The 24,265-nt window shown below is 38.2% G+C and carries 23 protein-coding genes and 1 tRNA gene; 6 read left to right on the forward strand and 18 right to left on the reverse strand.

Features of this window, described 5'->3' with window-relative positions:
- The first annotated feature begins 399 nt into the window (after positions 1 to 399).
- Both BC343_RS25665 and BC343_RS25670 read left to right on the forward strand, forming a co-directional pair.
- Positions 400 to 780, forward strand: a complete 381-nt coding sequence (locus BC343_RS25665) for a DUF2958 domain-containing protein (protein ID WP_078350670.1) — start codon at positions 400 to 402, stop codon at positions 778 to 780.
- A 57-nt stretch (positions 781 to 837) separates the two neighbouring features.
- Positions 838 to 1,749 (forward strand): ArdC family protein, encoded by a 912-nt coding sequence (locus tag BC343_RS25670; protein ID WP_078350671.1) that lies wholly within the window; start codon positions 838 to 840, stop codon positions 1,747 to 1,749.
- 109 nt (positions 1,750 to 1,858) lie between these two features.
- Here the strand turns inward: BC343_RS25670 and BC343_RS25675 are convergent, their stop codons facing one another.
- From BC343_RS25675 to BC343_RS25685, 3 genes are read right to left on the reverse strand one after another with little or no spacing between them, the layout of a single operon-like run.
- Positions 1,859 to 2,449, reverse strand: a complete 591-nt coding sequence (locus BC343_RS25675) for a hypothetical protein (RefSeq protein WP_078350672.1) — start codon at positions 2,447 to 2,449, stop codon at positions 1,859 to 1,861.
- A gap of 1 nt (position 2,450) precedes the next feature.
- On the reverse strand, positions 2,451 to 3,023 hold the full coding sequence (locus BC343_RS25680) for a DUF6879 family protein (protein WP_078350673.1): 573 nt from the start codon (positions 3,021 to 3,023) through the stop codon (positions 2,451 to 2,453).
- Entirely contained in the window at positions 3,020 to 3,271 is a 252-nt protein-coding gene (locus BC343_RS25685) for a hypothetical protein (protein WP_078350674.1), read from the reverse strand. The genes BC343_RS25680 and BC343_RS25685 overlap by 4 nt, the downstream gene beginning before the upstream one ends.
- A gap of 421 nt (positions 3,272 to 3,692) precedes the next feature.
- On the opposite strand from BC343_RS25685, the gene BC343_RS25690 reads away from it, so the two are divergent.
- Positions 3,693 to 3,995, forward strand: coding sequence for a hypothetical protein (locus BC343_RS25690; RefSeq protein WP_143822350.1), 303 nt, complete (start codon positions 3,693 to 3,695; stop codon positions 3,993 to 3,995).
- Between the two features lie 497 nt (positions 3,996 to 4,492).
- Here the strand turns inward: BC343_RS25690 and mobF are convergent, their stop codons facing one another.
- The 6 genes from mobF to BC343_RS25725 form a co-directional block, all read right to left on the reverse strand.
- Positions 4,493 to 7,234 carry a MobF family relaxase gene (gene mobF, locus BC343_RS25700; protein ID WP_078350677.1) on the reverse strand — a complete coding sequence of 914 codons (2,742 nt, stop codon included), beginning with the start codon at positions 7,232 to 7,234 and terminating at the stop codon, positions 4,493 to 4,495.
- A gap of 65 nt (positions 7,235 to 7,299) precedes the next feature.
- Positions 7,300 to 8,013 (reverse strand): hypothetical protein, encoded by a 714-nt coding sequence (locus tag BC343_RS25705; RefSeq protein WP_143822351.1) that lies wholly within the window; start codon positions 8,011 to 8,013, stop codon positions 7,300 to 7,302.
- Between the two features lie 29 nt (positions 8,014 to 8,042).
- The gene (locus BC343_RS25710; protein ID WP_078350679.1) at positions 8,043 to 8,279 is read right to left on the reverse strand and encodes a hypothetical protein; all 237 of its coding nucleotides are present in this window, start codon (positions 8,277 to 8,279) and stop codon (positions 8,043 to 8,045) included.
- A gap of 106 nt (positions 8,280 to 8,385) precedes the next feature.
- The gene (locus BC343_RS25715) at positions 8,386 to 9,168 is read right to left on the reverse strand and encodes a hypothetical protein (protein ID WP_143822352.1); all 783 of its coding nucleotides are present in this window, start codon (positions 9,166 to 9,168) and stop codon (positions 8,386 to 8,388) included.
- Positions 9,169 to 9,191: 23 nt separating this feature from the next.
- Complete coding sequence (locus tag BC343_RS25720; protein WP_078350681.1) at positions 9,192 to 10,700, reverse strand: type IV secretory system conjugative DNA transfer family protein; 1,509 nt, start codon at positions 10,698 to 10,700, stop codon at positions 9,192 to 9,194.
- Positions 10,701 to 10,759: 59 nt separating this feature from the next.
- Entirely contained in the window at positions 10,760 to 11,440 is a 681-nt protein-coding gene (locus tag BC343_RS25725; protein ID WP_078350682.1) for a hypothetical protein, read from the reverse strand.
- Between the two features lie 74 nt (positions 11,441 to 11,514).
- Between BC343_RS25725 and BC343_RS25730 the strand changes: the two genes are divergently transcribed.
- Positions 11,515 to 12,363, forward strand: a complete 849-nt coding sequence (locus BC343_RS25730) for a hypothetical protein (protein WP_078350683.1) — start codon at positions 11,515 to 11,517, stop codon at positions 12,361 to 12,363.
- A 21-nt stretch (positions 12,364 to 12,384) separates the two neighbouring features.
- Here the strand turns inward: BC343_RS25730 and BC343_RS25735 are convergent, their stop codons facing one another.
- Positions 12,385 to 12,654 carry a hypothetical protein gene (locus BC343_RS25735; RefSeq protein ID WP_078350684.1) on the reverse strand — a complete coding sequence of 90 codons (270 nt, stop codon included), beginning with the start codon at positions 12,652 to 12,654 and terminating at the stop codon, positions 12,385 to 12,387.
- Positions 12,654 to 12,926 (reverse strand): helix-turn-helix domain-containing protein, encoded by a 273-nt coding sequence (locus tag BC343_RS25740; protein ID WP_078350809.1) that lies wholly within the window; start codon positions 12,924 to 12,926, stop codon positions 12,654 to 12,656. Before BC343_RS25740 ends, BC343_RS25735 begins: the two co-directional genes overlap by 1 nt.
- A gap of 181 nt (positions 12,927 to 13,107) precedes the next feature.
- On the opposite strand from BC343_RS25740, the gene BC343_RS25745 reads away from it, so the two are divergent.
- The gene (locus BC343_RS25745) at positions 13,108 to 13,746 is read left to right on the forward strand and encodes a hypothetical protein (protein WP_078350685.1); all 639 of its coding nucleotides are present in this window, start codon (positions 13,108 to 13,110) and stop codon (positions 13,744 to 13,746) included.
- On the opposite strand, the gene BC343_RS25750 is transcribed toward BC343_RS25745, so the two are convergent.
- From BC343_RS25750 to BC343_RS25770, 5 genes are all read right to left on the reverse strand, one after another.
- On the reverse strand, positions 13,743 to 14,378 hold the full coding sequence (locus tag BC343_RS25750; RefSeq protein WP_078350686.1) for a hypothetical protein: 636 nt from the start codon (positions 14,376 to 14,378) through the stop codon (positions 13,743 to 13,745). The two genes, BC343_RS25745 and BC343_RS25750, sit on opposite strands and share 4 nt — an antisense overlap.
- A gap of 251 nt (positions 14,379 to 14,629) precedes the next feature.
- Positions 14,630 to 16,534 carry a UvrD-helicase domain-containing protein gene (locus BC343_RS25755; protein WP_078350687.1) on the reverse strand — a complete coding sequence of 635 codons (1,905 nt, stop codon included), beginning with the start codon at positions 16,532 to 16,534 and terminating at the stop codon, positions 14,630 to 14,632.
- Positions 16,515 to 18,809 (reverse strand): ATP-dependent nuclease, encoded by a 2,295-nt coding sequence (locus BC343_RS25760; protein WP_078350688.1) that lies wholly within the window; start codon positions 18,807 to 18,809, stop codon positions 16,515 to 16,517. Before BC343_RS25760 ends, BC343_RS25755 begins: the two co-directional genes overlap by 20 nt.
- A 351-nt stretch (positions 18,810 to 19,160) precedes the next feature.
- Positions 19,161 to 19,234 (reverse strand) — tRNA-Met (locus BC343_RS25765).
- Between the two features lie 173 nt (positions 19,235 to 19,407).
- Positions 19,408 to 19,614: a hypothetical protein gene (locus BC343_RS25770; protein ID WP_078350689.1), complete on the reverse strand. Its 207-nt coding sequence runs from the start codon at positions 19,612 to 19,614 to the stop codon at positions 19,408 to 19,410.
- Positions 19,615 to 19,715: 101 nt separating this feature from the next.
- Between BC343_RS25770 and BC343_RS25775 the strand changes: the two genes are divergently transcribed.
- Positions 19,716 to 20,543 (forward strand): hypothetical protein, encoded by an 828-nt coding sequence (locus BC343_RS25775; protein ID WP_143822353.1) that lies wholly within the window; start codon positions 19,716 to 19,718, stop codon positions 20,541 to 20,543.
- A 50-nt stretch (positions 20,544 to 20,593) separates the two neighbouring features.
- On the opposite strand, the gene BC343_RS25780 is transcribed toward BC343_RS25775, so the two are convergent.
- Positions 20,594 to 23,770, reverse strand: a complete 3,177-nt coding sequence (locus BC343_RS25780; protein WP_078350691.1) for a tetratricopeptide repeat protein — start codon at positions 23,768 to 23,770, stop codon at positions 20,594 to 20,596.
- A 113-nt stretch (positions 23,771 to 23,883) separates the two neighbouring features.
- A complete protein-coding gene (locus BC343_RS25785; RefSeq protein WP_078350692.1) occupies positions 23,884 to 24,198 on the reverse strand; it encodes a hypothetical protein in 315 nt (104 codons plus the stop codon).
- Between the last annotated feature and the right edge of the window lie 67 nt (positions 24,199 to 24,265).

A 24,265-nucleotide genomic window follows, 5' to 3' on the forward strand; every position in this document is an offset into this window, starting at 1 on the left:
AAGAGTTATCTTTAACTTCAGAGGTGAGAAGGGACGTGGCGCATGTAACACTCAAGCCCAAAGGCTCAAATATGCTCTAACCACTAAAGCCAAAAATGCAAAATGTATTTTTTCATAGGTAGCAATGTTTTTGTCTATGTCGTTAAGAAGATCTCTTGTCGTTTATCAGCAGCAATATTCTAAACATTTTTAGCGCCAAAATTGACTTAGCCTTTCTTGATGAATTGAGCCAATGGTTTTGCATGGAGATTAACCGAAGGCGCTCTCGTCACCAACTATTATTTTCCTCTGCCCTTTCAGGGCATTCACTCGCCCATCCAAAATAACAGCCGGTTTGTTCGCTAAACCTCCGGTTGTCCATCTCCTGCAACCATTAACTCCAACAAGAAAGGCAATCAAATGACCTTATTTTTTGAAGACGAATACGACCAGCTGCTTGAAAACGGCAGGAACTTTAATGAAGCAAGCGATGACAAGCCGGTAGTCAAACTTTTCATGACCAATACTAATTGTTGCTGGCTTATTAGTGAGATCAACCCGGAATACCCCGAAATAGCCTTTGGACTTTGTGACCTGGGCATGGGCTTTCCGGAACTCGGCTTTGTCGATTTGAATGAACTTCGGCAAGCGCGTGGTTTCTTTCGTGTCCTCTGCCGTGATGAAAATTTTGAAGGGGCATATCCTATCAGTGTCTACGCAGAAGCTGCAAGGAACGCTCAGCGCATAGTTACTGATGAAGCCTCCCTCAAAGAAGCAGCGATCAAACTAAAAATTTCCTAACGCTAAGCCCGGCGCGGCGTCGGGCTTTTCTTTCCATCCATTAGAAAGGATAACACAATGACAACTACGATCGATGAAAATAAACCGTCTACCACATTCAAAGACGTCTATCAAACAGTGACCGATACGATTATCGAACAACTGGAAAAAGGTATAACACCGTGGCAGCAATCCTGGGCAGAAAATGGTTTCACTGCACCTTTAAATTTGCCATCCAACCAGGTTACAGGCAATTACTATCGTGGTATTAATATCGTACTGCTTTGGTCGGCCGCCATAAAAAATAAGTTTCCAACTTCCGAATGGGCAAGCTTTAAACAATGGCAAAACAAAAATGAGTTTGTCCGAAAAGGCGAAAAAGGGAACATTGTCGTTTTCTACGATACCTTCGAAAAGGAAAAAGACGGCGAGATCGAAAAAATTCCGTTTTTAAAAGCTTCTTATGTTTTTAACCGCTCACAACTCTCAAGCTACGAGGCATCAAAAGGAGAAGAACTGACTTTCACGCCAGGAATTATTGAGCAGATTGATGAAGTCGATACATTCTTGGAAAATACCAAAGCAATAATCGAAACTCATGACGGCGGGGCTTGCTACAAAATTCAAGAAGACAAGATTTTAGTTCCCTATCCTGAAAGCTTCCATGCAACTGCAACTTGTTCGGCAACAGAAGGATTTTATTCAACTGTTTTACACGAACTTGTCCATTGGTCGGGCGCGAAGCATCGGTTAGACCGCACAAAGGGTAAAAAGTTCGGCGATCAGAATTATGCTGTCGAAGAATTAGTTGCCGAGTTCGGTGCAGCATTCCTTTGCGCCGGGTTTGGTATTGCTACCGTAGAAAAGGGAGATCATGCTGCATATATCGATCATTGGTTGAAAGTTTTAAAGGAAAATAACAGATACTTAGTTACAGCGGCAAGTGAAGCTTCTAAAGCGGTAGATTATCTGAAAACGTTATCAATCTAATCGAAGAAGAGAAGGCTGCATGTTTGCAGCCTTCTTGCAAAATATGGGATACTCGATGATTTTTTTGGTCCTTGTTCTTTGCCTTTCACGAAGGTATTCATTCAACAAATTATTTAAGTCGATTGCCCAATTTTAAAAGTATTTTTCGCACTTTGGATCTTAATCGATAAAATATCTTTTGCCGCAACGATTTTGGCTTGAAATTTTTCAGTTTTGCCAGCGATTTCGTCCCATCTATGAAAGTTACGAATTCTGGCTCGTAATATTCTTTCGCTACAGACCAAACAGCATCTGGAATAGGCAGATTAAAAAAGTCTCCGGTGTCCTTTTGTGAAGCTAGGGTATAGTCGTGAATTCCTTTTATGAAGGCATCATAAGAAATCTCATTGTTTAAAAGAATAAATACAACAAACCTTCTTTGTTCTTTTGTAATGTTGGTTATATCTGCGTTTGGATTTGTTACCTCCTTTAGCCCGGTATCGTTATATGTTTTCGACCAAATATCACGATGGGCATTGTTGATTTGATAAGAAAAGTTGATCCTTGCAAGCTTGGAATTGGCGATGTAACTACGTATCGCGTAAATAAGTGCTGTTAGCGCAATCACTTTATCCAAAGTTATTCCGGGAAGAATAATATCCTTGAAAAAGTCTATGTGATGAACGGAAAGGAAATGGTTCAATTCATCGATAAAAAGCATCTCAAGCTAGATTTGGAATTTGCAAATTCATATATTTCAAATATTGATTAAAAGGAATGCTTTCCTGTTCAAGACCTTGGAAAGTTTTCAAGAATGGCTCAACTTCGGATTCGGTTTCGAACAGAGTACCCCCAACGAAGTTATTATCCTCGTATTGATGCAATAATACCGCTTGCTCATCGAAAATGACAAAATCCCTGATTTGTCCTTCACTTATCTCATCTAGTTTTTTTTCATTATCCATTATATAAATCTTTTCACCATTGTCTTGCGATATGCGATATGAACTGAATTGCCGCAAACAATATTTATTGAGTGGGTAACGCAAAACTCTCACTCTCTTTAAAACAACTCCTCGTTCTACAAGCTCTTTATCTTCGTCTTTGAATTTCATCAAAGCCTCTTGAGCCTTCATTATAATATCGTGTATCCTAATCGGCGGAACCGAGTTCCACTCTGTTTCATCATACTCGTTATATTCTTCACGGGTCTCAAGCTTTAAAAATGAGCTTTTGATGTTACTATAAAGCTCATCGAATTTGGCGTCGAACTCCTTTGGACTTAGATATTTCATATCTCGTGGTTTTCCTTTAATCCATTGATGGCCGAAAATAATGTTATGCGTGGGATCAAGATGATTTTTTCATTATCATCCAATGATGCGCCGAACTTAGACAGATCAATTTCATTGGCTGCCACTTCCTTTCCAATCACAATAAAGTCCCCTTCTTCCGTTTCCAGGATATCTGGGCAATGGTTTCTCATGTCACTCTCGTTTAACTCTCTTGGAGTTAGACCCGGCCTGTTTTTGAGGGTTATCATTTTGTTTATTTTTCTTTAGAGAGTGCAAGCTTGATTCCAATCTAACCATTTTTAATATTAATGTTCAACTGGTGACAAAAATGCTGTAGGGCTGTCTCTTTATGTATTCTAATCAATATTTTTGAGGTTCGGTTTGTGTTTTTAAATGGCTCATTATTAATTCTATGTATATAATGTTAAACATGTAGTATCTTTTAAAATACAATCTTTGCTATAGATTGAAAACAGTTATCAAATTAGATAGCATAGTACTAGCTTTGAGAGTGCGAAACGGAGTAGTCGTATTTTGTTAGCATCGCGAAAATATCTAGAAATAGTTCAGGCAGCTTTTATATTGACAGCTTCTCAAGACCCAATATTATAGGCTTCAGTTTGATACTTTGCGTGAAGGTTTAAAATGCACATTAGCCTTATATTAGTATTGGATGAGGAGGAACTCTACTGGTTAAGCAAGGTTCAAGAAGCATACGACCTTGTTCCTATGCACGCGTATATGGCCAATGTAAAATATGATCCTTTCAAGGAAATCGCTTCAAATAGATTCATGATCGATGATGTATATATCGCCCAAGATCTTATTCAAGATGCTAGTGAAAAGCTGCTTACAACCTGTCTAAATTCTGAAGGCGAATTTAAGGAAATTGTAAAAGCAAGGTGCGCAAAAGCACAGACGATTGTTTTGGAATTTCTCGAAATGTGCGGTGCGGAAACATCAAATCTATAATTAGGAAATGAATGGTAGTAGTGCTTCGGAAACAGTAGCCCTGCTTTTTGCTCATACTGCACAGGCCTTAGCCACGGGCCGGTATCCGCGCCAATCAGGTTTATGAATGAATACCTGTAGCTGGAAGTAGGAAAAACTAAGTTGCAGCACAAATTATCTCGTTGACTACTGATTTTGAATTGTCCAGTTCCGTGTATCTCTTATCCACACATAATATTATACGGCTTACCTGGTCAAAAATTTGGAAGTAAAGCTGCTCGAGATTGTAACCTTTCAGCGTTATCTTATGTGTTGTAAATTCTAGTTGAATTAAACCTTCCTCAGGAATATGTTCGGAACTAACTAAGTAGGCATAATTAAGAGAACGTAACCTGCCATCTGGCCACCCAAATGCGATATGCCTGTTATTACCTGGTGTTGCGTATAGCTTATCGTTTTCGTTATGGCCCAATGCCTGAGATTGGTTCTCCTGCATCTCCCCGAACTTCGATTTAAAATCACGGTTCATAATTTCTATCTATATTTCTTGTTGGCCGTTCGTTTTCTTGAGCCAGATCTGTTCTGTTAGTTTCGCGAACGGCGTTACGCTGGTTATTAAAAATATGCTCGGTATGGCGGTTTTTAGTATTATCCACCAATTCCATTGCTGACTGCCGCTCACCCAAACGGGAGGCGTTCAAAAGAAGCTCATCACAATCATCCGTATAGATGGAAACGCTTTCCTTCCCTCTTGAAACAGAAACATAAAATTGTTTTGCATCAGTTGCTGTGAAAGTAGAAGAGGGTTGGGCGATAAATACTTTGTCTACCGTTTTGCCCTGTGACGAATGGGATGTTGTACAATAAGCATGATCTAAATGCCCAAAGTTCTCATTAAGCGTATACGAGGATTTACCGTCGGCACCTGCAAGTGATATCTTTCCTGATTTGGAAACATTCTTAACTTCGAGGGACTGGCCGTTATTCATCCGTTTGTTTTCAAGGTCAAATCCGTTTCGCGTTATTCGTACCTTATCGCCTTTTCTCAATGAAATAGGCTGCTCTATAAAAACATCAAAAGCTTTTGCCCTTTCCAACGGTAATTGGTGGGTTTCGCCTGTCTCGTTTAACAAAGAAACCTGACCGTCATTAACAGAAGAGATCGACCATAAACTACCTCTCGAAATTTTAGGCACGTTTTGATTAAACTTTATTTTATCGCTGTCCTTGTAATTTCTCCAGTCTCCTTTTTCAGCTTCGGTAAAGTTTGCGTTATTCAATTTAGTAACGATAAGCTCCTTTTTGCCAAGCAGGTTTGCATCGAGCAGGCGTTGCCTGACTTCTGTGGTTACATTATCTTTTTCCTTATGTGTGGGAGATACGATAAGAGCTGTTTTTTTTTGCCTGATAGCTGCCACGTAATCATCTGCGATTTGCTCATTAGGTTTTAGCGGGTCAATAGTTTTTATAGCGTTCATTTCCGCAAGTTTATCGAAGGCATCTGCAACATTTCCTTTTGATAGATCCTCAACTGCTTCCCGATAAGCTTTATCCTGCTGCCGGCGTATTTGATTAACTTCTGCGGCTTTAATATTTGCTACCGTGTTTAAAATACGCATCGCATCACCTCGGACAACACTCGTGTGCTGCCGGGTATCGCCGACGAAAATTATTCGGGCGTTTTGACTGTCTGCCACTTTTAATAAGGACAAAGTATCTGTCGTTCCAAGTAATCCGGCTTCATCGACGATTAGTACGTTATTGTATAAATTCTCCTGCCTCTGCTTATCCTTTAAGAAACCAGCCACTGTCGTGGCATCATCAAATCCCTCTGCTGCCAATACACCTCGGGAAGCTTCTGCGGTAGGCGCAAGCACTGAAACTTCTTTTCCTGTGTTCTTGATATGGTCGGTAAGCTCGCGCATCATTGTAGTTTTGCCGGCACCGGCGACGCCTCGCACCAACGAAACCTGATGAGGGCTGGTCAGTAAATATTCAATGGCTGCGCCCTGGGGGCCTTTCAAATTAATTGGAGGCGTTTTGTCGTACAAAGGGCGAAATTTATTTTGCCCTTTTCTGGCAAGTTGCACCATGTCGCGCTCTTCAGCGAGTACACCTGTCATTGTACAAACGTTGCGGTTATTTTCCTTTACATGGATAATACGCTGATCTTTTTCGAAGGCTAACTCAACATCCTTTAATGAAACCTGCCTTTCGCCAATACTATGTTTACAAGCCGCCTCAAGTAAGCGTCTTTCAGGTGCCACAGAGGCGCGTTCGAAATGATGCTTTAGTGCATGATCGATACAATCTTGAGGCCCATATAGTTGCTTTTTAATTTTTTCAGGGTTGTGCCGGATTATAGGGTCGGTAGTGTTGCCTTCGCCATTTTCATGCTCTCTTAATTGCATGCGCCAAGATGCTTGCAACTCATCCATGCTCATGCCCTTTTGTTTACTTGCCCTTGTTTTGGCTCCGAGCTCGCCCAATGCTTTTGGGTCAGAAATTCCTCTTTCTTTAGCAACCCGACCGATTTCATCGGTTCTTTTGCTGAACAAGTTAATAGCTATTTGTGGAACGCCGACTATCTCAAATGCCTTATTCGTCCGGCGCACATCATAACCCAAATCAATCAATTCATCTGCCAGCCTTTTTTGAAAGCGGGCTTGGTAGTAAGGCATGTCGCGGTTTATTTCCCGAAATTGCGCAGCTTTTATGCGCTGCTCATCTTTGTCCCACGTTGCATTAAATACGAAACAGTGTGAGTGCAAATGCGGATCAGGGACAAATCCCTCGACTGGCCGTGCCGTTTGATGGGTAAATGAAGCGTAGATCAATTCGCCTGTTTTGCGGTCCTCGTAAGTTTTCTTTTTGCGCACTCGCGTCATGCTGTCTGATTCAATTTCCCCCATCGTTTCGCGTACAGATTTTTCGAAAGCTTTCAGTATATGTTCGTCTTTGGAAAGTGCATGAACGATGGATACAGATTTTGGTGCGTGGAAATTGATATCATATCCAACTGTACGTTCTTCTTTGGTTCGAGGCGTGAGCGGTTTGCTAGTAACAGGATGAATGTTCTCGCAAAGGTCAAAGAATGCCTGCTTTTCTGCCACTCCCGCTATACCTAACCGATCCGAAAGCTTGCCTTCGAACCGGCCTTGTAATTCCTGGTCGTTGATATAATAATCAGCCTTTAGCAACGCTTCAGCAAAGTATGCTTTAGCTTGACCGGCAGATGTACTTTGGATCATTCTTATCATTGCCTAAGAATAGTCGGTTTCAATTTTCTTCCGCTGGATATTGGTACATATTAATGATAATTAAACTACCAATTGATATGTTTTTTGCTTGGCTTTACCCCATTATAAGGATCGTCATTATCATTAGTGATCATTTTACCAACGCCATTAAAAAACGATCTTTTTAATCCATCATCAACTGCGCCGGACAATGGGTTTTCGCCGACCTTTTCCTCAATCTTATTATTAACAGCTGCGCCTACAAGCGAGAAGAAAGATTGCCAAAACCCCGACGCCCTGTTATCGGGAGGAGTATAGTTGGGATCGGTAAGCCATTCTCCCTCGTTCACCCCTGATACCTGCTCTGGGTGCAGATAATTTTGTAACCCCATTTTCCATTGTGTCTGAAGGTTATTCCCGTCATCAACGAATTCGTATCCCGGATAAGCTATATAATCGTCCGGGGAACTGGAAGAAAAAATGTGTAGATCATTATAACCTCTTCCTTCAGTATCCCATGTTACAGCAAGGCTATTATCGTCGATTAGTTTATAGCCTGGAAATGGGGTCCAGCTACCTTCAGTAGAACTAGAGATGACTTTTTCGGTTGGATGTAACAATCCCTGAACCCAAACGGCCCTAAGGTCATCATTTCCGTTCTCTGTCAGGCGCCGGTATCCAGCCATCGCATTCCAAGTTCCTTCATCGTTCCCGGATACCACGTTAAAGGACGGATGTTTAAGTCCTGGTGTCCAAACGGTGGTTAACGTTGCAGTATCTGTGAATTCATATCCGGGCAAGGGGACCCAAGTATTTTCTATAAGAGATGCTACTGCGTTTGCATACGGGTTTTTCCTTCCTGGTGTCCAATTGCTTCCGTATTTTCCCAAAGAAAATGTTCACTGTTGTCTCTTGATTCATTCCAGGTATAGCCTTCTTTGGGTTGTATAATAAATGCACTAACGATAGCCACTCGGGGATTATAAAAATAGATTTTGGCATGCCAAAGCAAAGTAAATACAACCGCAAACAATATTACTCTTCCAAGTTCTTGTAGAGTTTTCATACTTTAAATTTTATTGAGACCGTACTGTCGGAGCTGTGTTCTTAGACAAAGCGGTCTATGTAAATAAAAAACCATCAGACATCTTCCCTAAGCACAGCTTAGGCGATTATTTAACCTCCTCAAAATCGTCAAATCCAGCCTCGTAAGCCTTTTGACCGTCGTCAGGATTGGAGGGTCTATGACTATAGGATCTGAAGCCAGCCGCCTCATTAGACTCTTTACCATTCACAAAAAACTCTTTCAAATTTTCATTGATGATTACCTTGTCGATTATATCTAGCATGGCATTGTCGCCTATATAGTAAGCACCTCTGTTACTTAGGGCATAAATTATGCTACAGATAAAAAGGAGTATCCCCAAGCTCTGACCAATTAGCATTAGCACAAAACCGATAACAAAAAACGGAAGAGGTTCAAGCATCGTTTCAATCTCGCGGATTGTAGCCGGGCGACCTGTGATCTGAACATCTTTAAATCGCTTGTCTATATCTCCGCTATATTTACTGAATTTACCAAAGTCAAAACTTGACCTGGAACGTTTAATTTCTTTTCGCCTAAGCCAGCTGAAATACATGAAGGCGGCAAGAAATAAATACCATAAAATGTTCGTGCCGATTACATGCCAAAACCCTGAGCTTTCTCCGCCATAGCCAAAACCCCCGCGAAAAGTATTTTTAATACTATCGAGAATGAAGGGGATAAAGAGTAGGACGAAAGTGTTGATAATGCTGATCGTAAACGAGAAATATCGCTCGCCAAAGTTCTTCCTGATAAATACTTCCAAAAGCAATCTCGGACCGGAAGATATGCTGATAAAAAAGGTTACTAAAAATTCTTTTACTGGATTTTTGCGGCCGAATACCTCGCGGTAATAGTAATTTGTTCTCATGATGTTTAGGTGTTATTTTGTGTTTATTGTTTCTGACGAAAAGTGAGTAGTTTAAAACTATAGCCGTTTTGTATAGCATCTCCCTGGCGATGAAGTATGCATTCAACAGCGTGATTATTTCTCGGGCTTCCAGTTTTCAACTGAATGAATGCTTCAGGGCGAACCAGGCGCATAAGCTGCTTACGGGTGGAGCTGCCAAAACTCGGAGTATCGTTGTAGTTTATACTTTCGGTTTTATCTACGATAAAGTCCTCGCCAATAAGCTTGGAGGCGTATTCATTGGTTTCGATGTCAGCGTTGGCATGGAATATTTTAGTATTTAAGGTTCCAAGAAAGCTTTTAACCTTGTATGCAGATTTTTCTCCACCCATTGATGCATAATAGTTGGGCAGGTTCTGTGAGATATAAACGGTTGCTACACGACTGCTTCGTGCTGTTGCCTGAAAATCTGCATCGTGTTCATGTAAAAAATTCTGTGCTTCATCTGCCCACAAGAATACAGGGCGATCATTCTGATTCACGTCGCGCTGTTCCATACGCCGCTGCCATATATATTTGAACATGATTTGGCAATCGCGCCCGATTTTGTGGTAAAGCTTTACCGGTAAATTCAGCAGGATAATTTTCCCTTTTAAGCTATCATCAGGCGTGAAGTTAGAATTATAGCGACAGAAGAGTGAATAAACGGGTTCGCGGAGTAAACGAAACAGAAATCCAGAAAAGCTGAAGTCAATTATCGAGCGTGTTTTTTCGCTTAAGTTTTTAAAGCCATCCATAAAGAACTGGTCAAGGAAGAAATATAACCTGGATTCAGGAACCCTTATGGTCATCTCTTTTTCATAGGCTTGTGGGTCAAGATCAAACCCATCTTGCTGCTCTTTTGTTAAAGTCTTATCCCATGCATCGATCAGTTTTTTTACTTTTTTGTGGGCGAGGTATATCGCCTTTTGGAACGCTTTGAATTTTCCTATCTCACTTTCCGGTAACAGCTTTTCATTTTCCCTGGGAATGGTCTGAACAATGTCGTACATATGCTGTACCGAAAGTTCCCCATACGCTAACTTGCAAAGATCAATAACATTAAAAATCAGTAAGTCGAGAGCATTTTCCCAAAAGGCATCGTCACTTTTTCCTGCGTCTTTTTCTTCACCGGCGCGAATTACCGTCTTCAACACCTGTACTATATTATCGGTAATAGCACTTTGACTCGCACTAAACTTTGTTTCGTATTCGAGAAAATTGAAGAAACGGTCGCCACCTGGTTCCACAATTATTAGATCATTTAAGCGTCCTGCATCATTGCAATATTTTATCCATTCTTTTTTTTCATCGGGTTTTACGGTCAGCACTAGTCCGCCAAAATTTGCTTTAAGGTATTTTTCTGCTAATTTTTTTCCGGAACCAGAGGTCTTGCCTGACCCGATGCCTCCAAAAATTTGCACGCCCTCAACGGCGTTACGTATGGTCCAATAAGGGTTAGTTGCACTGTTTCCTAAGTCAAGAATGGTTTGATCCAAGTCGAAATTGTTCACTTGCGATAAGGGTTAAAGGTTATCGCAATATATTATTTTTATTAAAAAAATAATATGCTTTAAATATTTTTTTCTGCCTCTTCGCGTTCGAAGCTTGCGCGCAAAAATCTTCCGATCAAAGGTGAATTATTGGCAGCATCCAGCCCTTCATTTAAAAGTATTTCTTTATATCTTATTGCCACGAGAGCTTTCATATCCGCTGCAGCAACTTTGCCGCTGAACGCATTTAAATCCGATTTAATATGCTCTCTCATATTTAGTTCAACGTCCAATGATTGCTCTAGTCTCGGTTCGTTTCCAAGCAGGTAAGTAAGCCTGTCTCGAATAATTTGGCCGTACGGATGGAATGTATCATAGTAATATTTAAGCTTCTTTTCATCCAGATGGCGATAAGCTATCGGCACCATATCTGCGTTTCGGATTGGCTTGATATGATCCTCTAAGGTTGCATAGAGTGCGCCATTATCTTCAATCGACCCCATTTTCGCTAAATAAGCGACGGCGCGAATTGCCGGCTCAAATTTTAGTAAACATTCTTGATGGGGAAGGTATCCCAGCATTACCCGAATAGCAGCATGCGCGTATTTTGACATTTCAGGATGTACTTCCGCTGTTTCGGTAAGTTCCCGCCATGAAACAACGTAGCGATTTTCTTGAATTATCGACTGCTCATATTTTTCTGCATCGCCACCAAAGTCACTATCTATAATACGCTGGCGATATTTATCGTCTTCGATCATTCGAACTCCAACCTGTTAATTATTTGATATCTTAGCATAAGAAATTGATTATTGTCAAATAAAACCTAAGCCTTATGGAAGAAAAAGAAAGCAAAGAGCCAACCCTGCCACAGGGTTATGAGTATCTTGAAAACTACACAAAAGAAGCACAGCAAAAGCTAAGAGATGTTGATGCAAAGATCGATGCTCTTTCCGGCGATAGAATAGATGCCGATGCTCCAAGACCGTTTGGTACTATTAAACAAAGCGAAGCTGGAAGAAGGGGTTCCGAGTATGCTCGTTTCCAGGGCGAAAAAGCCGATATCGAGGCAAAACTAAATTCTGATTTTGACAGGGAATTAACCCATGCCGACAAAGCAGATAACGATCAGGCGCGGGCTTTCGCTAAAAATGCTCTAAAGGATGGTGTTTATAACAAAGCCGCAAAGAATACTGAAGCATTTGAGAATAAGCAGACGGATTTTAACGAGAAAAGGATTTCTGCCCAGCGAACCGATGAGGGAAAAGAAAGTCAACAAAGTGCATCATCTCCGTCAAGGTCGGAAAGAGCTTTAGCAAACACCAGGTATCAAACAGCTACTCAAATGGATGTGAATAACCGAAGCGTCGAAAGACAAAATATTAATATTATAATACCTGTCAATGCGAACTTAAGCCGTTCAGAAAACGCCTTGCAAAAGTCTAATTACTCTAAAGGGCAAGAGGATGCAGACAAAGACCAATCGAAGATAACGAAGGAAGGAAAAGAGCCGGAGAAGCTTGAAGCCCCCTCTCGGCAGCAAACGTTAGATAACAAATCAACCTATGCGTTAGAACAAGAGAGCGCCAATAATCCAACAACGGAAAAAGATGATAATTCAGGCGCCTCTAAATCGGAACGTTCGCCAGAAGGTCCTTCGGCACCTACGAATGACGAGAGATGAGAAATGCGAGTGAAAAAAAAGCTATCTATCCCGCTCTTGGTTTTTATTGGGTGATGTCGGTTCAGATTTATCTGTGCGACTTGGCCCCGGTGATTTGATCCAGGACGGATACCGGCTTGGCAGTTTTTGCTCTGTTGAAGTTGCGATTCCCGATTTCATCGCAGAAATGCGCGTGCTCTCACTTTTAATGTTCGATAGTAAGTCTGCAACTTCTGGATGATTTTCTGCCATTAAATAACCATCGTTAAAATCTCTTAGGTATTCAGCTGAAGGTTCCTTTTCTTCTTCCATTATTTAAAAGTTTCGTAGGTGAAATCTTCGAGGTAATCGTTAATTGAATCTCGGTCGTATAGGACAATTTTCTTTTCCGGTTGAGTAAAACGGATTTTGCCTTCGTCGCGCATTTTCTGTAGAGTAGTTTTACTTTTGATGCGTAGCAGCGACATCGCTTCAGTGCCGGAAATCCATTTATCTTCTTTTACAGGCTGTTTTTCTCTTATTCGTTCCACCACCTTATCGATAAGGGCGAAAAAGGCGGGTTCTTCCAGGCAGATGACTTCCATTGCGTCGGTTGTAGGTTTAGCCAAATATAGATAACACATTGCTGATTGCAAAAAATCTATAATGAAAAAGCTTAGTCTCAATCAAATTTCCGCGTTGGAATTTGCCAACAAGGATAAAAATCATAATATTAGCAATCAATATAAACTGAAGCCTAACCCGATCATAAATTTATAATATTTAATGCTTAGTTTTTGGTACAAAGGACGTCTCTGGACAGAAGAAGATCTTAAACAATTGACTGGAATTAAAGCTCTTAACTTAATGTTTGATGATGATCCCGGCTTCAGAATACAAGCATTCTTTGGTAAGCCTCCATACGTATATGACGATTTTAATATTAAGGTTACTAGTAAGTATTTCACTCATTTTTATATGAGGATATCGCTTTTTTCAATGAGAATTGAAAATTTGCTTATTGTATCGTCCGGAGCGAAGCAGTACATAATGGAATATTGCATTAAGGAACAAGTAGAAAGTGCCATAAAGCTCAATTTTTCTACCATTGAACTTATCGCTGAAAGAAGCGACAAACCTGTAAGGACAATTTATGATAGCGCAAAAATTGACTTTATGAATGGGTATAAGGTTTGGGGAAGATATGGGTTCGTTATGTATCTAAGCAGTAGGAAGCAACGATTTCAAAATCTTATGCATGATAAAGACTGTTCTGATATAAATGCTATTCACGAAATTTACGGCAAGAGTACCCAGGCAAAACGTGCCAAAGCAGTATGGAATATAGACGGGTTTTCTTGGGAAGGCAGGTTCGATTTAAAAAAAGAATCTGACTCTTACAGGATACTTTACAAAACAATTTAACCTGCGAAGTCAAAAACAGCCTTTTTAAGCTTCTTAAATTCACATTCCTGCTCGGCGACTGATAATGAGCTAAATTCCTGAATTATCTGCTCATCAAGTGGCGATTTTATCAAACCGTCAAAACCGTTTGATAAAAATTTAGAAATTATAGAATACCTATTTAGAATCTCAAATTCTTCTAACGGTTCGCAAACTTCAAGTGACGTTTCCTCAACAGGATGTTTCATTAAGGCAAACCTTCGTTGGTAAGATTGAGGATTAGTTAAATTATCATAATATCCAGCTTTTCTAAGAATATCAATAAGTAACTTTCGTGTTTCTGAATGAAAGGATGGTATACCTGATAATGTCTTTTGGTTAATCATCTTGTTCTTAAACCCTTTATAATAGAAGAGATTAAAACTATTATGCCTCCTTAAATTAACGATATTTTTCAGCGATGATATTGTATTTAGCGTCTTGGAATGGCTTAAAATTTTGGCATAAATAGACGACACGATATGCTTATCACTAATGAGATGCTTATCGGCTAGAGTGATAAGTTTATCAGAAGGGGTAATCTTCTGATTTGAGTTTAGGTCTTTTAAACGTTGCCTTCTGGTGTTAACAGAAGTTTTTTGTTTTCTTGGCATTCAATATTTTATATGAGTGCAACTATGTGTTACTAAAATTGATGAATTAATTTTTAACCAAAAAGCTTTTTTTTCAACTTTTTAACATTGTGAACAAAATGGCACTTGTTAAAATTTTACCGTATTTAGTTCCGCGTAATTTTTTTATAAAAATGGGAACCAAATTTATAAATTATAAATAAGGAATCAAAGTGCAATATTTGTGCCATCAAGATGTATAATTATAACTTTTAGTTTAACTAACTGTATCTTCACTTCATTCTGCTAAGTGTAAAGATTTGATCGTCTGAAAAGAATTGGGATTTTTTCACATTTTCAAAAGCGTTTTCTACGTCGTTAATGAACAATAGAACTACTAAATCTTGTAACGCACGTGAGCAGCATACATAAAGCAAACGTCTGGTTCTGCCAAACACAGAATCAAGCCCTCCTTCAATATTCTCTAGATCTGTTGGGGAAGGGTCCTTTAATCCCAATAGCTTTTCATACGATATTGTCTTAGTTTTTGCACCTTCTTCATCATCTAATATAACTATCACGCGTTCAAACTCAGCTCCCTTAATACTATGTTGAGTTGAAAAAGGGGATTCTTCGTTAATGTATTTTTGATATCCCCAAAGTTGCTTTGTTGAACATGAAAAATACTTCTCCATAACGACTTTTAAGATTTCTTCATCTTCTTCGCCGTCATCAGTTAATGATATTTCTGAATGTAAACTTGAACGGAGTCTTTCGTCTAAGGTCACTAGTTGTTTGTTGTCGACGTATTGAAGAATCTCTTTGATTGTGACGCCATCGCTCTTCATCAATGTATAAAGGATGCTGATTTGTTCTTTTAATTCTAGCAACAATTTTCCAGCTTGTGGTTTATTTTTACTCAAATGCTCCTTTTGCACAAGCGGGCAAAAAAATCTTAGTAAATCCATTATCTCTAAATCTTCCTCATTCTCAAATGCTTTTACTAATGGGATAATGAATTTCAGGAATGGTTGGAGTGCCCAGTGTTTGCCCTCCGTAAAACTCGATCCAATACTGTCGGAGGTTCCATCTTTAAAGATTGAGTAAAGCTCATCGAATCCCAGTCTTTTTGCGGCCATACGATGTTCAATAACTAAGACTTTAAGATTCGCGTCTTTCTCATCGCTCAGCCACAACTTATCGTTATTATTATCAGCAACAAATTGCCTTGCTTTATCTATATAAGACTCTCTTTTTTCGTCAGTTGGAAATATAAATATTCGAGCGGTGCCTTTAACGAATTCTGTAACTCCATCTTTGAGAAATCGACGACCTCCTGTTTGTTCTAACCCGTCACCTGGGCGCCTGATATTGTTGATTACGTCTAACACTTCAGTTGGGCATCTGAAATTTTCCGGTTTAATAATTTTCACCCACTCTTTATCAATAGGAATTTCACCAATACCTTGGGTATAAATCTTTTGCATCGCATCTCCAAAAAATCCTAAACAAAAATCATGTGGAGACTCGTTATTTAATGTAAGTAAAGCATTAACCACAATAGGTAGGGTATCTTGACTTTCATCAACGAAGAAAAAAGGGAATTTTTTTACTATTATTTTTCGCAGCAATGGTTTCAGTTCAATTAATTCCGGAACCATTTTTATGATATCATTGTGCCCTAAAATACCCCTTTCATAATCTGAACCGGTGCCATAATTAAACACCTGTACAGCAGCGATGTTTTGCTTAGATTTTAATGACTTTTCCAAATCTAAAGCATGTTTTTGCTTTGTTGTGGGACGCGTTCTATTTGTCCAGCTTTCCGGCGCAATTTTTAACTCTAAAAGCTTTTCTTCAATTTTCTTTTCAACCCAAATTTTTATATCGGTCTGGAAGGGTCTAATTAACTCCCATAAAAAGCTGTGTATCGTAGAAACATGAAACATTTCGTCATCCCCAATATCTGAAATGATTTCTTTTTCTGCACCAGTGGTGTAGGTAATGCAGGCGACCTTTTGACGTTTCGCTATTAATTGTTTTCCGAATTCAGTTTTGATGTATTGTAGCGATTTTATTAAAGATGTAGTTTTCCCTGATCCAGCGCCAGCTACCATCACAAAGCTTTGCTTTTTATTTAAACACTGCCGTAATTCTAAATCCGCGTTCGTGTCGGGCTTATTGATCCTGCTGGCCATCTATTTTTTCGTTTTGGATTAGGTTTTGATTTGGAGTCGGATTTACTTTTTGCTCATCTATTATTTCGACTGGCAATGCCTCTATTAAATCTGTTTCAACGGCCTCTACCGCAGATTTAATAATCGTTGAATCTGTTTGTTCGAGTATGTCGTTTAACCATTTCAAACCGTTTTGGATATATTGTGGCACGCACCACTCATCAGGATTAGCCATTAAAATGCCGAGTGCAAATTCTGTTTTGTTAAAGTAGTTTGAGATTATTCGCCGGTAAATTTTATTATGTATCTCAGCTAAATTAAGTTTTCGTGTTTTGAGTACTACTCTAAGATTTAAATGTTTCTGTTTTTCGTTTTGGACCCAAGAAAGATTCTGCAATGCGAATGATTCTTCTAATGTTCTACCAACTAATGCCGTCGTCATTTTTTCCCATTGAACATCTATTCTGTCTTGATAGCAAACATGAATTATAGCCGAGGTACTTTCAGTCTTTCCTTGAGTTCTTTGCTCTGGTGTCGCATTCAGAAGATCAAGGATGAGAACTTTTTTAGGTAACCATTGGATTAGTGTTTGATTGGATGTTTCGGCATCTGGTTCGTCAACCATGCAGGCAGACTTCCTAGGCGTTTTATTTTCCTCTTCATCCTCGTCGTCTCCTAAAACCTCGTCTTCTGCTTCAACTTGTTTTGCAATTACGCTGTCTATATCGGTTATAATCAAGGTAGGTAGCCCAAGAAATTCTATTAACTTTTTGAACTTGTAAGTAAAGGCACCACCTACCTCGATTATACTGAGATATTTCGACTGCAATTCTATAGCGCATTTCTCGATCATTAATGGCAATAGGAGACGTTCAACATTACCTTCAACCAACACTGCTGCATCAGCAAAAAATAGGTCGCAATGTGTTAGCTTCATATATCTGACTAAAAAATCTCTTGAATCCGTATCGCAATCGTCATAAAAACGTGAAAGATTTAAAACCTTGGTCACAGGATTTTCAGAGCTATCTACATTGCGGTGGAAATAACGGATAGGCGTGAAGCCACTTCCATAAATTATATGAGGCGAATGGGTTGTTATAGTAAGTTGTGTATTATATCCATCCTTATTGGACTTCGAGTTCTTTATAATATTCCATATTTGACTAATAAAAACCTGTTGCAACTGGCTGTGTAAATGTGCCTCCGGTTCTTCTATAAGGATTAGATGCAATGGCGTTCTATTGTCTTCATTTTCTATCCAACGCTCATGAAAATCTAAAACTTCAAGAACCATGTATATTAGATTTTTAAACCCAAGTCCGTTGTATTGATCGGGTAATTCTACACCACTCAAAGAATAATGAAGTTTAGCGCTTTGGCTAACGCTTTCAAAATTCATCGAGGCTTTAATCACTAATTGAGGATTGCTAAATCCTGGATAACCGAGTTTATTCAAGCTTTCTAATGTTGGCTTAAATACATTTGATAAATGACTTGTAAGTTGTGCTTCGGAATCAGATAGGGTCTTTAATGCTGTTATATCGTCTTCTTGTTTTTCAAGATTTCTATCGTAAAAGCGGGTGAGGCGTTTGGATAAATCCTCGGCTCTACCCGTGGAGTTTTTATCAGACAAGTGTCTTTGAGCATTCAAAAAGTCAACCCTTATCAAAGAACTAATAATTTTTGAAGCGTTCCGTTCACTATTATTTACCAATTTGCGGGGTTGATAACCTTCCTTTTGGTTGTATTCAGCATCAAATTGTTGAATATCTAAAACGTAGTATTCGTTATCATACTCGCTTTTAAGTGTTTTCTTTAGGTAATCAGTTAATGATATCGGCCAAGGATGATAATGTTCCTGTTTTTTAGCGTTTGAATTAGTTAGCGCCTTCATGAAATTTTGCAGGAGTGATTTCGGATCTTTAGGACCGTAAACAATCCTGATACCAACCAGGGTTCCGGTCCAATCCAGAGTTGGAAGCAAGTCAATTACAAAATCAATATCTGCACTATCGATTTTAAGCCAAATATCAAGCTCAATGGTTGGAATATTTAGAATTCCATTTTCTAGATCTTCCGATTTGCCAATATCATCAAATTTTTGCCAAGCATCGGCGCTAAAATCATAAATTGAAAAGTCGGGCTTACTCCCTAGGAAGGATTGAAAGACGTGGGTCGCTGAAGTTTTACCACTATTGTTTGCGCCAACAAAAATAGTCGTTTGGTCTTCAAAATCAATTTTCGCTTCTTTTAAACGGCGATAGTTTCTTATAGATACAGTTTTTAATAACATTGGATGGCGGTTAGGTTAAAGTCGAGTGACTAATCAAATATACACAAATTGTTAGTGAATGAAAAGTCGTGACGATACCTTTGGGATCTGCGAGAAATAAGACAAAAACATGGTGTTTACCTTGCGAGTTAATACGGCAGATGACTTAATGGATTAAGTTTTTAAGAGAAAACTTTGTTAAGTCCTTTGTGTCATTTACAATCGATTTTGCGTATATTTAATCAACAAATCGCTGCACGAAGTAGCGATAAAGGCTGGTCGCCTTAAGATTGAAAAGCAGCTTGTTTAAACATTGTTTTAACAGAAAAAACAAAGGCAGCTACGATTTATCGTAACTGCCTGGTAATTAAGTAGCGGGGAGCAGGATCGAACTGCCGACCTTAGGGTTATGAATCCTACGCTCTAACCATCTGAGCTACCCCGCCGGGTGGTTTTTCTAACTGAAAGTCAGCTTTTTATCGCTTTTGCCGCATCCGCTATTTTTCAGTCACATATCTTGTTAACGGTTTTGTTAACGGTGCGCCTTTCGTCACACGGAGCGCAAAGGTAAGAAATGCAGGGCTAATTCTATAATCTTTTTGATTTTTGTTAACGGTTGCTAATGTGTTGCAGCCAGAGACTTAATTTCGTTCAATTGGTCTACAGATAGGCGTGCAATAAATACATCTCCAAACTCAACAATATCCATCCCCTCGTCATGATTGATCTGTATACTGTTAGGATACCAAATTCCGTACTTATCGCATATCTGATTAACGTCATCGAAAAACGCCTTTACCTTGTAGGGCTTGATTGTAAATTTCATATCACTGTATTTTGTTACTAACAAATTTAGCTATTATCTGGGTCTGTTTCTTTTAAATCATAATATCTTCTTTTATCTTAGAAGATATTTTTTCCGATCAAATGAGCAGTCCAGATACAGGAGCTTTTTTTAATCCAACCTCAAATTTAGTTACAGCAACTTTAGCTTTTCTGTCCGCCATGGTTATAGAAAGGTTTAAAAATCGTACGTTAAATTTAACTTATACAACCACATATCAAACTTTGGGATCGGAAATTAAAAGTGATTACTGGGGCAACATCAATGTCTCTCACAATGGTAGAGATTTAAAGCACCTTAGTTTTGTTACTTTGATTATTAAAAACACAACAAGGAGTGATGCTCAAGTTCCACTAAACTTAGATGTATGGGTAGATAACTCAAATCAGTTTTTGGGGCATGACGGTCACTATGAGGCGGGTAATGCAATTCGTCATGAAGATAATTTTGAAAAGGAGTTTAACAAGACGTTAAAAGAATTAGATGAGGATTTGAAATTGAGAGAGTTCGAAGGACATGTAACCCCCGACGATTTAAACAGAAGGATTAGATACTTTCTCTTAAATCGGAAATTATCATTACCGGTTCTAAATAGAAAATCGTCGGTAACCATAAATTTTCTAATTGAAAATTTCGAAGGAAAGACACCCAAGCTAAATTTTAGTATCCTGCAGAAAGGTGTCAAACTAATTCCTGAAGCAGATGAGGCTAAGATTGAGCAGGTTAAAAAAAATGCCGTTGGGCTATTATGTCTAGCTTTATATGCAATCGGACTAATTTGGGTTTATAAACAGTATCATGACAAGCACGATGCAATTACTTGGACAGTAATAGTGGGAAGTGCATCTTATTTCATGGCCTATGGGTTTTATTACCTTTTCATATGGTTGAAGAAAATTTTCACTACATAGTGCGTTACTTAAAACAGAAATTACGAAACAGTTCCAAATAAGCTAATTGATTAAAATAGAGGTATGATAGTCTGTTTAAACCACACATCAAAAGGGATACCCAAAAGTTGAGTAAGTAAACTGGAACTCTCAACGTATGCGCTATCGGTAGACCTAATTTCAGTGTATTTGTGTATAAAGAAAAAAAGATTTTTGAATGTATCATTTGTACGTTCAAAATCACTAGCATTAAAATAGCAAATTGCAAGTTGGATCGCAGAATCAATCAACGACTTGTCATCTATCATTGACTGTTCGAATAAATCTAAACACAAGTTATAATGATCAGCCTGTTTATCAACTGCCAAGTCCAGCTTTTGTAATGTGTAGTAAGATATTGCTAAACATTTGAGATTTCTCAATAGTTTATGGGTATAATTTGCTTTAGGATTTGAGTTGCCAATATTCAAGCTATAAAACTTGTTGCTCATTTCAAAGTAGTTTACGGCTAAAGAATGATTTCTTAAGTTGTAATAAATCAAACCAATTTGATCAAAATTATGATAGTATTGTAAATTAACATCTTGGCCGTCCTCAAGTAATTCTTTTAAGAGCTTTTGAGCGTGATATAAATGTTCTAAACCATCCTTTCTTTGATAAGCGAGAGTTATTGCTAGCTGACAAAGAACATCAGCGTAATCAAATTTGTAACCACGCTGGTCCATTTCATACATTTTTTTATGAATAGCTAAACTCTGCCTATACTGCGATTCTGCTAACTCAAATTTTCCTGCTTGATTCAATACGAAAGCATAATCGGAATATGCGCGCCCAAGGTCACTCGGATCGTAATCTTCACTTAATTCAATTAAATTTTTATAAATACTAATGGATTTTTCGAATTTTTCAATTACATCGTCAATCCTTTTAGAGAGCTGATATTCAAGTTTTGCTGAATGCCGTAATGCCCCAGATAATATCTCTTCTTGCTCTATCGTTACCTCGTCTACTTCAGATAATTTAGAAATCACTTGATCTACACAAACTTTTCCTTCTTCATACCTTTCCTGTACAAAGTAAAATCCAGCCATTCTGTTGAGTGCTGTTAAAAAAATATTTAAATACTTATTATTGTCAAAATCATACAATTGTGCTCCAATTTTGTAGCATTTATTTAAACATTGTTCAGCATCTGTAATTTGATTGCATTCATAGTAAAAAGTACTAGCGAAATCCAACAGGTCAAAATGAATAAATGCTTTATTTTGGTCCATTTGTTGGTTTTCACTTTCCCAAATAGCTAAAGATTTATTGATGTATTCTAAGCTTTCAGCTTTCCATCCAAATTGTCTTAATATAATCGCCTTATTTTTATAGCAAATGGCCAGATAACTAAAGTTTTCGCCGATATCTGATTCACTTTCAAAGTAATCAATAGCGCACTGGTTATATGACTCGGAAACTGTGTATTGGCCAGTCCATTGATATGAGATTGATAGAAAATAATTAAGCCAAGCTAATTCAGAATTATTGTTATGCCCAGATGGGAGTTGTTTAATAAGAAAAGATGCATTAGAAATAAAGGTTGAAGTTGCACTTTCAAAATGTTCACTCGCATTGATACTATTACAGAGCGTTTCTATATAAGGTTGAGCAACTTGTATTTCTGGATTTAGAACATAGTAAATCACAAGTTGAATCAACCGATGCATTTGAAATGCTTTGCCATCAAATTGCAGCCAGCCCTTGTGATATAAGCTCTTAATTGCATTTATGAATGGATAGTCATTTTGTTTTTTGAAATAATCAAGGATTTTTGGAATGCTATAAAATTCAGGTGGCAAGAAATAAAAGCATTTTAACACACTGATTTCATCTCCATTTAAATTTGCAATTTTAAAAGCGATTAATAAATGATTAATTATTATATCCTCTTGAGGATTATGCGTAGTCGATACTTTATCTTGTAATATTTCGTCACTTAAATCTTTAGAATCGAGTTTCTCGATAAGAGTATTGATATTTAAGAGTCCCACGGATGATCGGAGTGTTTTCGCGAGTAGTTCAATCATTAACGTGTGGTATCCTACAACTTCTAATAAGCTTTTTATTTGATCATCGGACTCTTCATTATACCATCTAGAAAAGAGTATAATAGCGTTCGTCTCAGATAAAGTGCCCAAAAAAAAAGACTCAAAATCTAGAAGATTCGTTCGGCTTGTAATCAAAATATGCCAGCCGGGTGGTGTTGGCAGTGTTTCCCGATAGTAATTTATATTTTCGCCTGCATTATCTATCACTAATAAGTTTCGTCCTTTTAACTGACGAAGTGCATACATAATCGTTCGGTACTTATCAATAACCTTTGTGTCGTTGGAAAACTGCAAATCCAATCCTTGTTCAAGAAGCACTGTATCATAAGCAAAAGCCGATGCAAAACTTTCTTTTTCCACATCTAGGTTATCTGCTTCTGGGGCAATTACATTCACCCAGGCAATGTGGCTATACAAGTGTTTATTTTTATGGAGATATTCTTTTGCGAATGTTGACTTGCCTATCCCACCTAAACCATTTACCAAAACAATTCTTTTAGATTCGTTTAGTAAGATTTGTAATTTTTCTAAATCCTCTTCTCTGCCAATAACTTCTTCATGAAGATTGGGAATTAGATTCAAAAATATTGTCTGCTCCGTAATAGTATTAAATTCAATAGTCGTCGAGATTTGAGATGCTTCGGCTGTGTTTCCTAAATGTATCTCGGTGTAATCGTCTTCGATGTGATCATAGTCGAGTAAAGGAACTAAATGATTATAGTTTTTTAATGTAACATATTCGTCTAATAATATTGTTACCTCTTTTTCAAGTTTTTCTGGATTTCCTTTATAATAGTCTAGCGTGTTGCTTTCATTTGCTGAGTTCAATAACACGCGAAGACCAGCCATTATCGCCATTAAACTAGTTCCGGAAATTTTAGCAAATTTCGAAGCGTTCTTAGGTAATTTACCGAAAACTTCATCAGATATTCTTTCGTAAAGTGAGATTTGAGAAGTGTATTGGCCATATATGGTCAACCCCACGTATACTTTTTGCTCATTTGCTAAAACGATCTTATTTAACCACCATTTTCTGCTATTTATCGTTAAAGGCTTCCCATCTACAATCCAGTCCTCAGGGTCTAATTTATAATCTCTAATATAAATAATGAGATCGTTTCTCAGGTTAGAAAATACTTCTTTATGGATTTTCACAGTTAACGCAAGTTTAAGTTTACACCCTCGGTTTACCTACAAACTGCTAAAAGTGATTACATGTAGTTGGTTGTAGCCATTTGTAGTTCGATAAATGCTCTACAATTGCAGTGTTATTTAGGTTCAGGTAAATTAATCAAATCATTGTAATTATCAATATGCGACCTCATAAAATCGATATTATGTTCCACAAGATTTTCAATTCTTTTTTGAAGTTTTTTTCCGGAAGTTGTTATGCCGTTTCTACAAAAGCCACCACCAAGTATTACTTCGAGCTGTCTCGTAAAATCATTAAGCGCTTGCAGGTAAACCATAGCTTGTTCTGCACCGTGTTTTTCAGCAAATATTTGGAAGTTTTCGTCATTAATGAACTCTCCTTGATTACCAAGAAAAGTTTTCTTTTTGAACTTAATTCTTTCATGTTCCATCTAATGCCTCACAAGGTCACTATATACATAACTTATAGATTAGTCAAGATTTAAACCATAGAAAAAT

The sequence above is a fragment of the Mucilaginibacter pedocola genome (assembly GCF_002013915.1).
Taxonomy (GTDB): Bacteria; Bacteroidota; Bacteroidia; order Sphingobacteriales; family Sphingobacteriaceae; genus Mucilaginibacter; species Mucilaginibacter pedocola.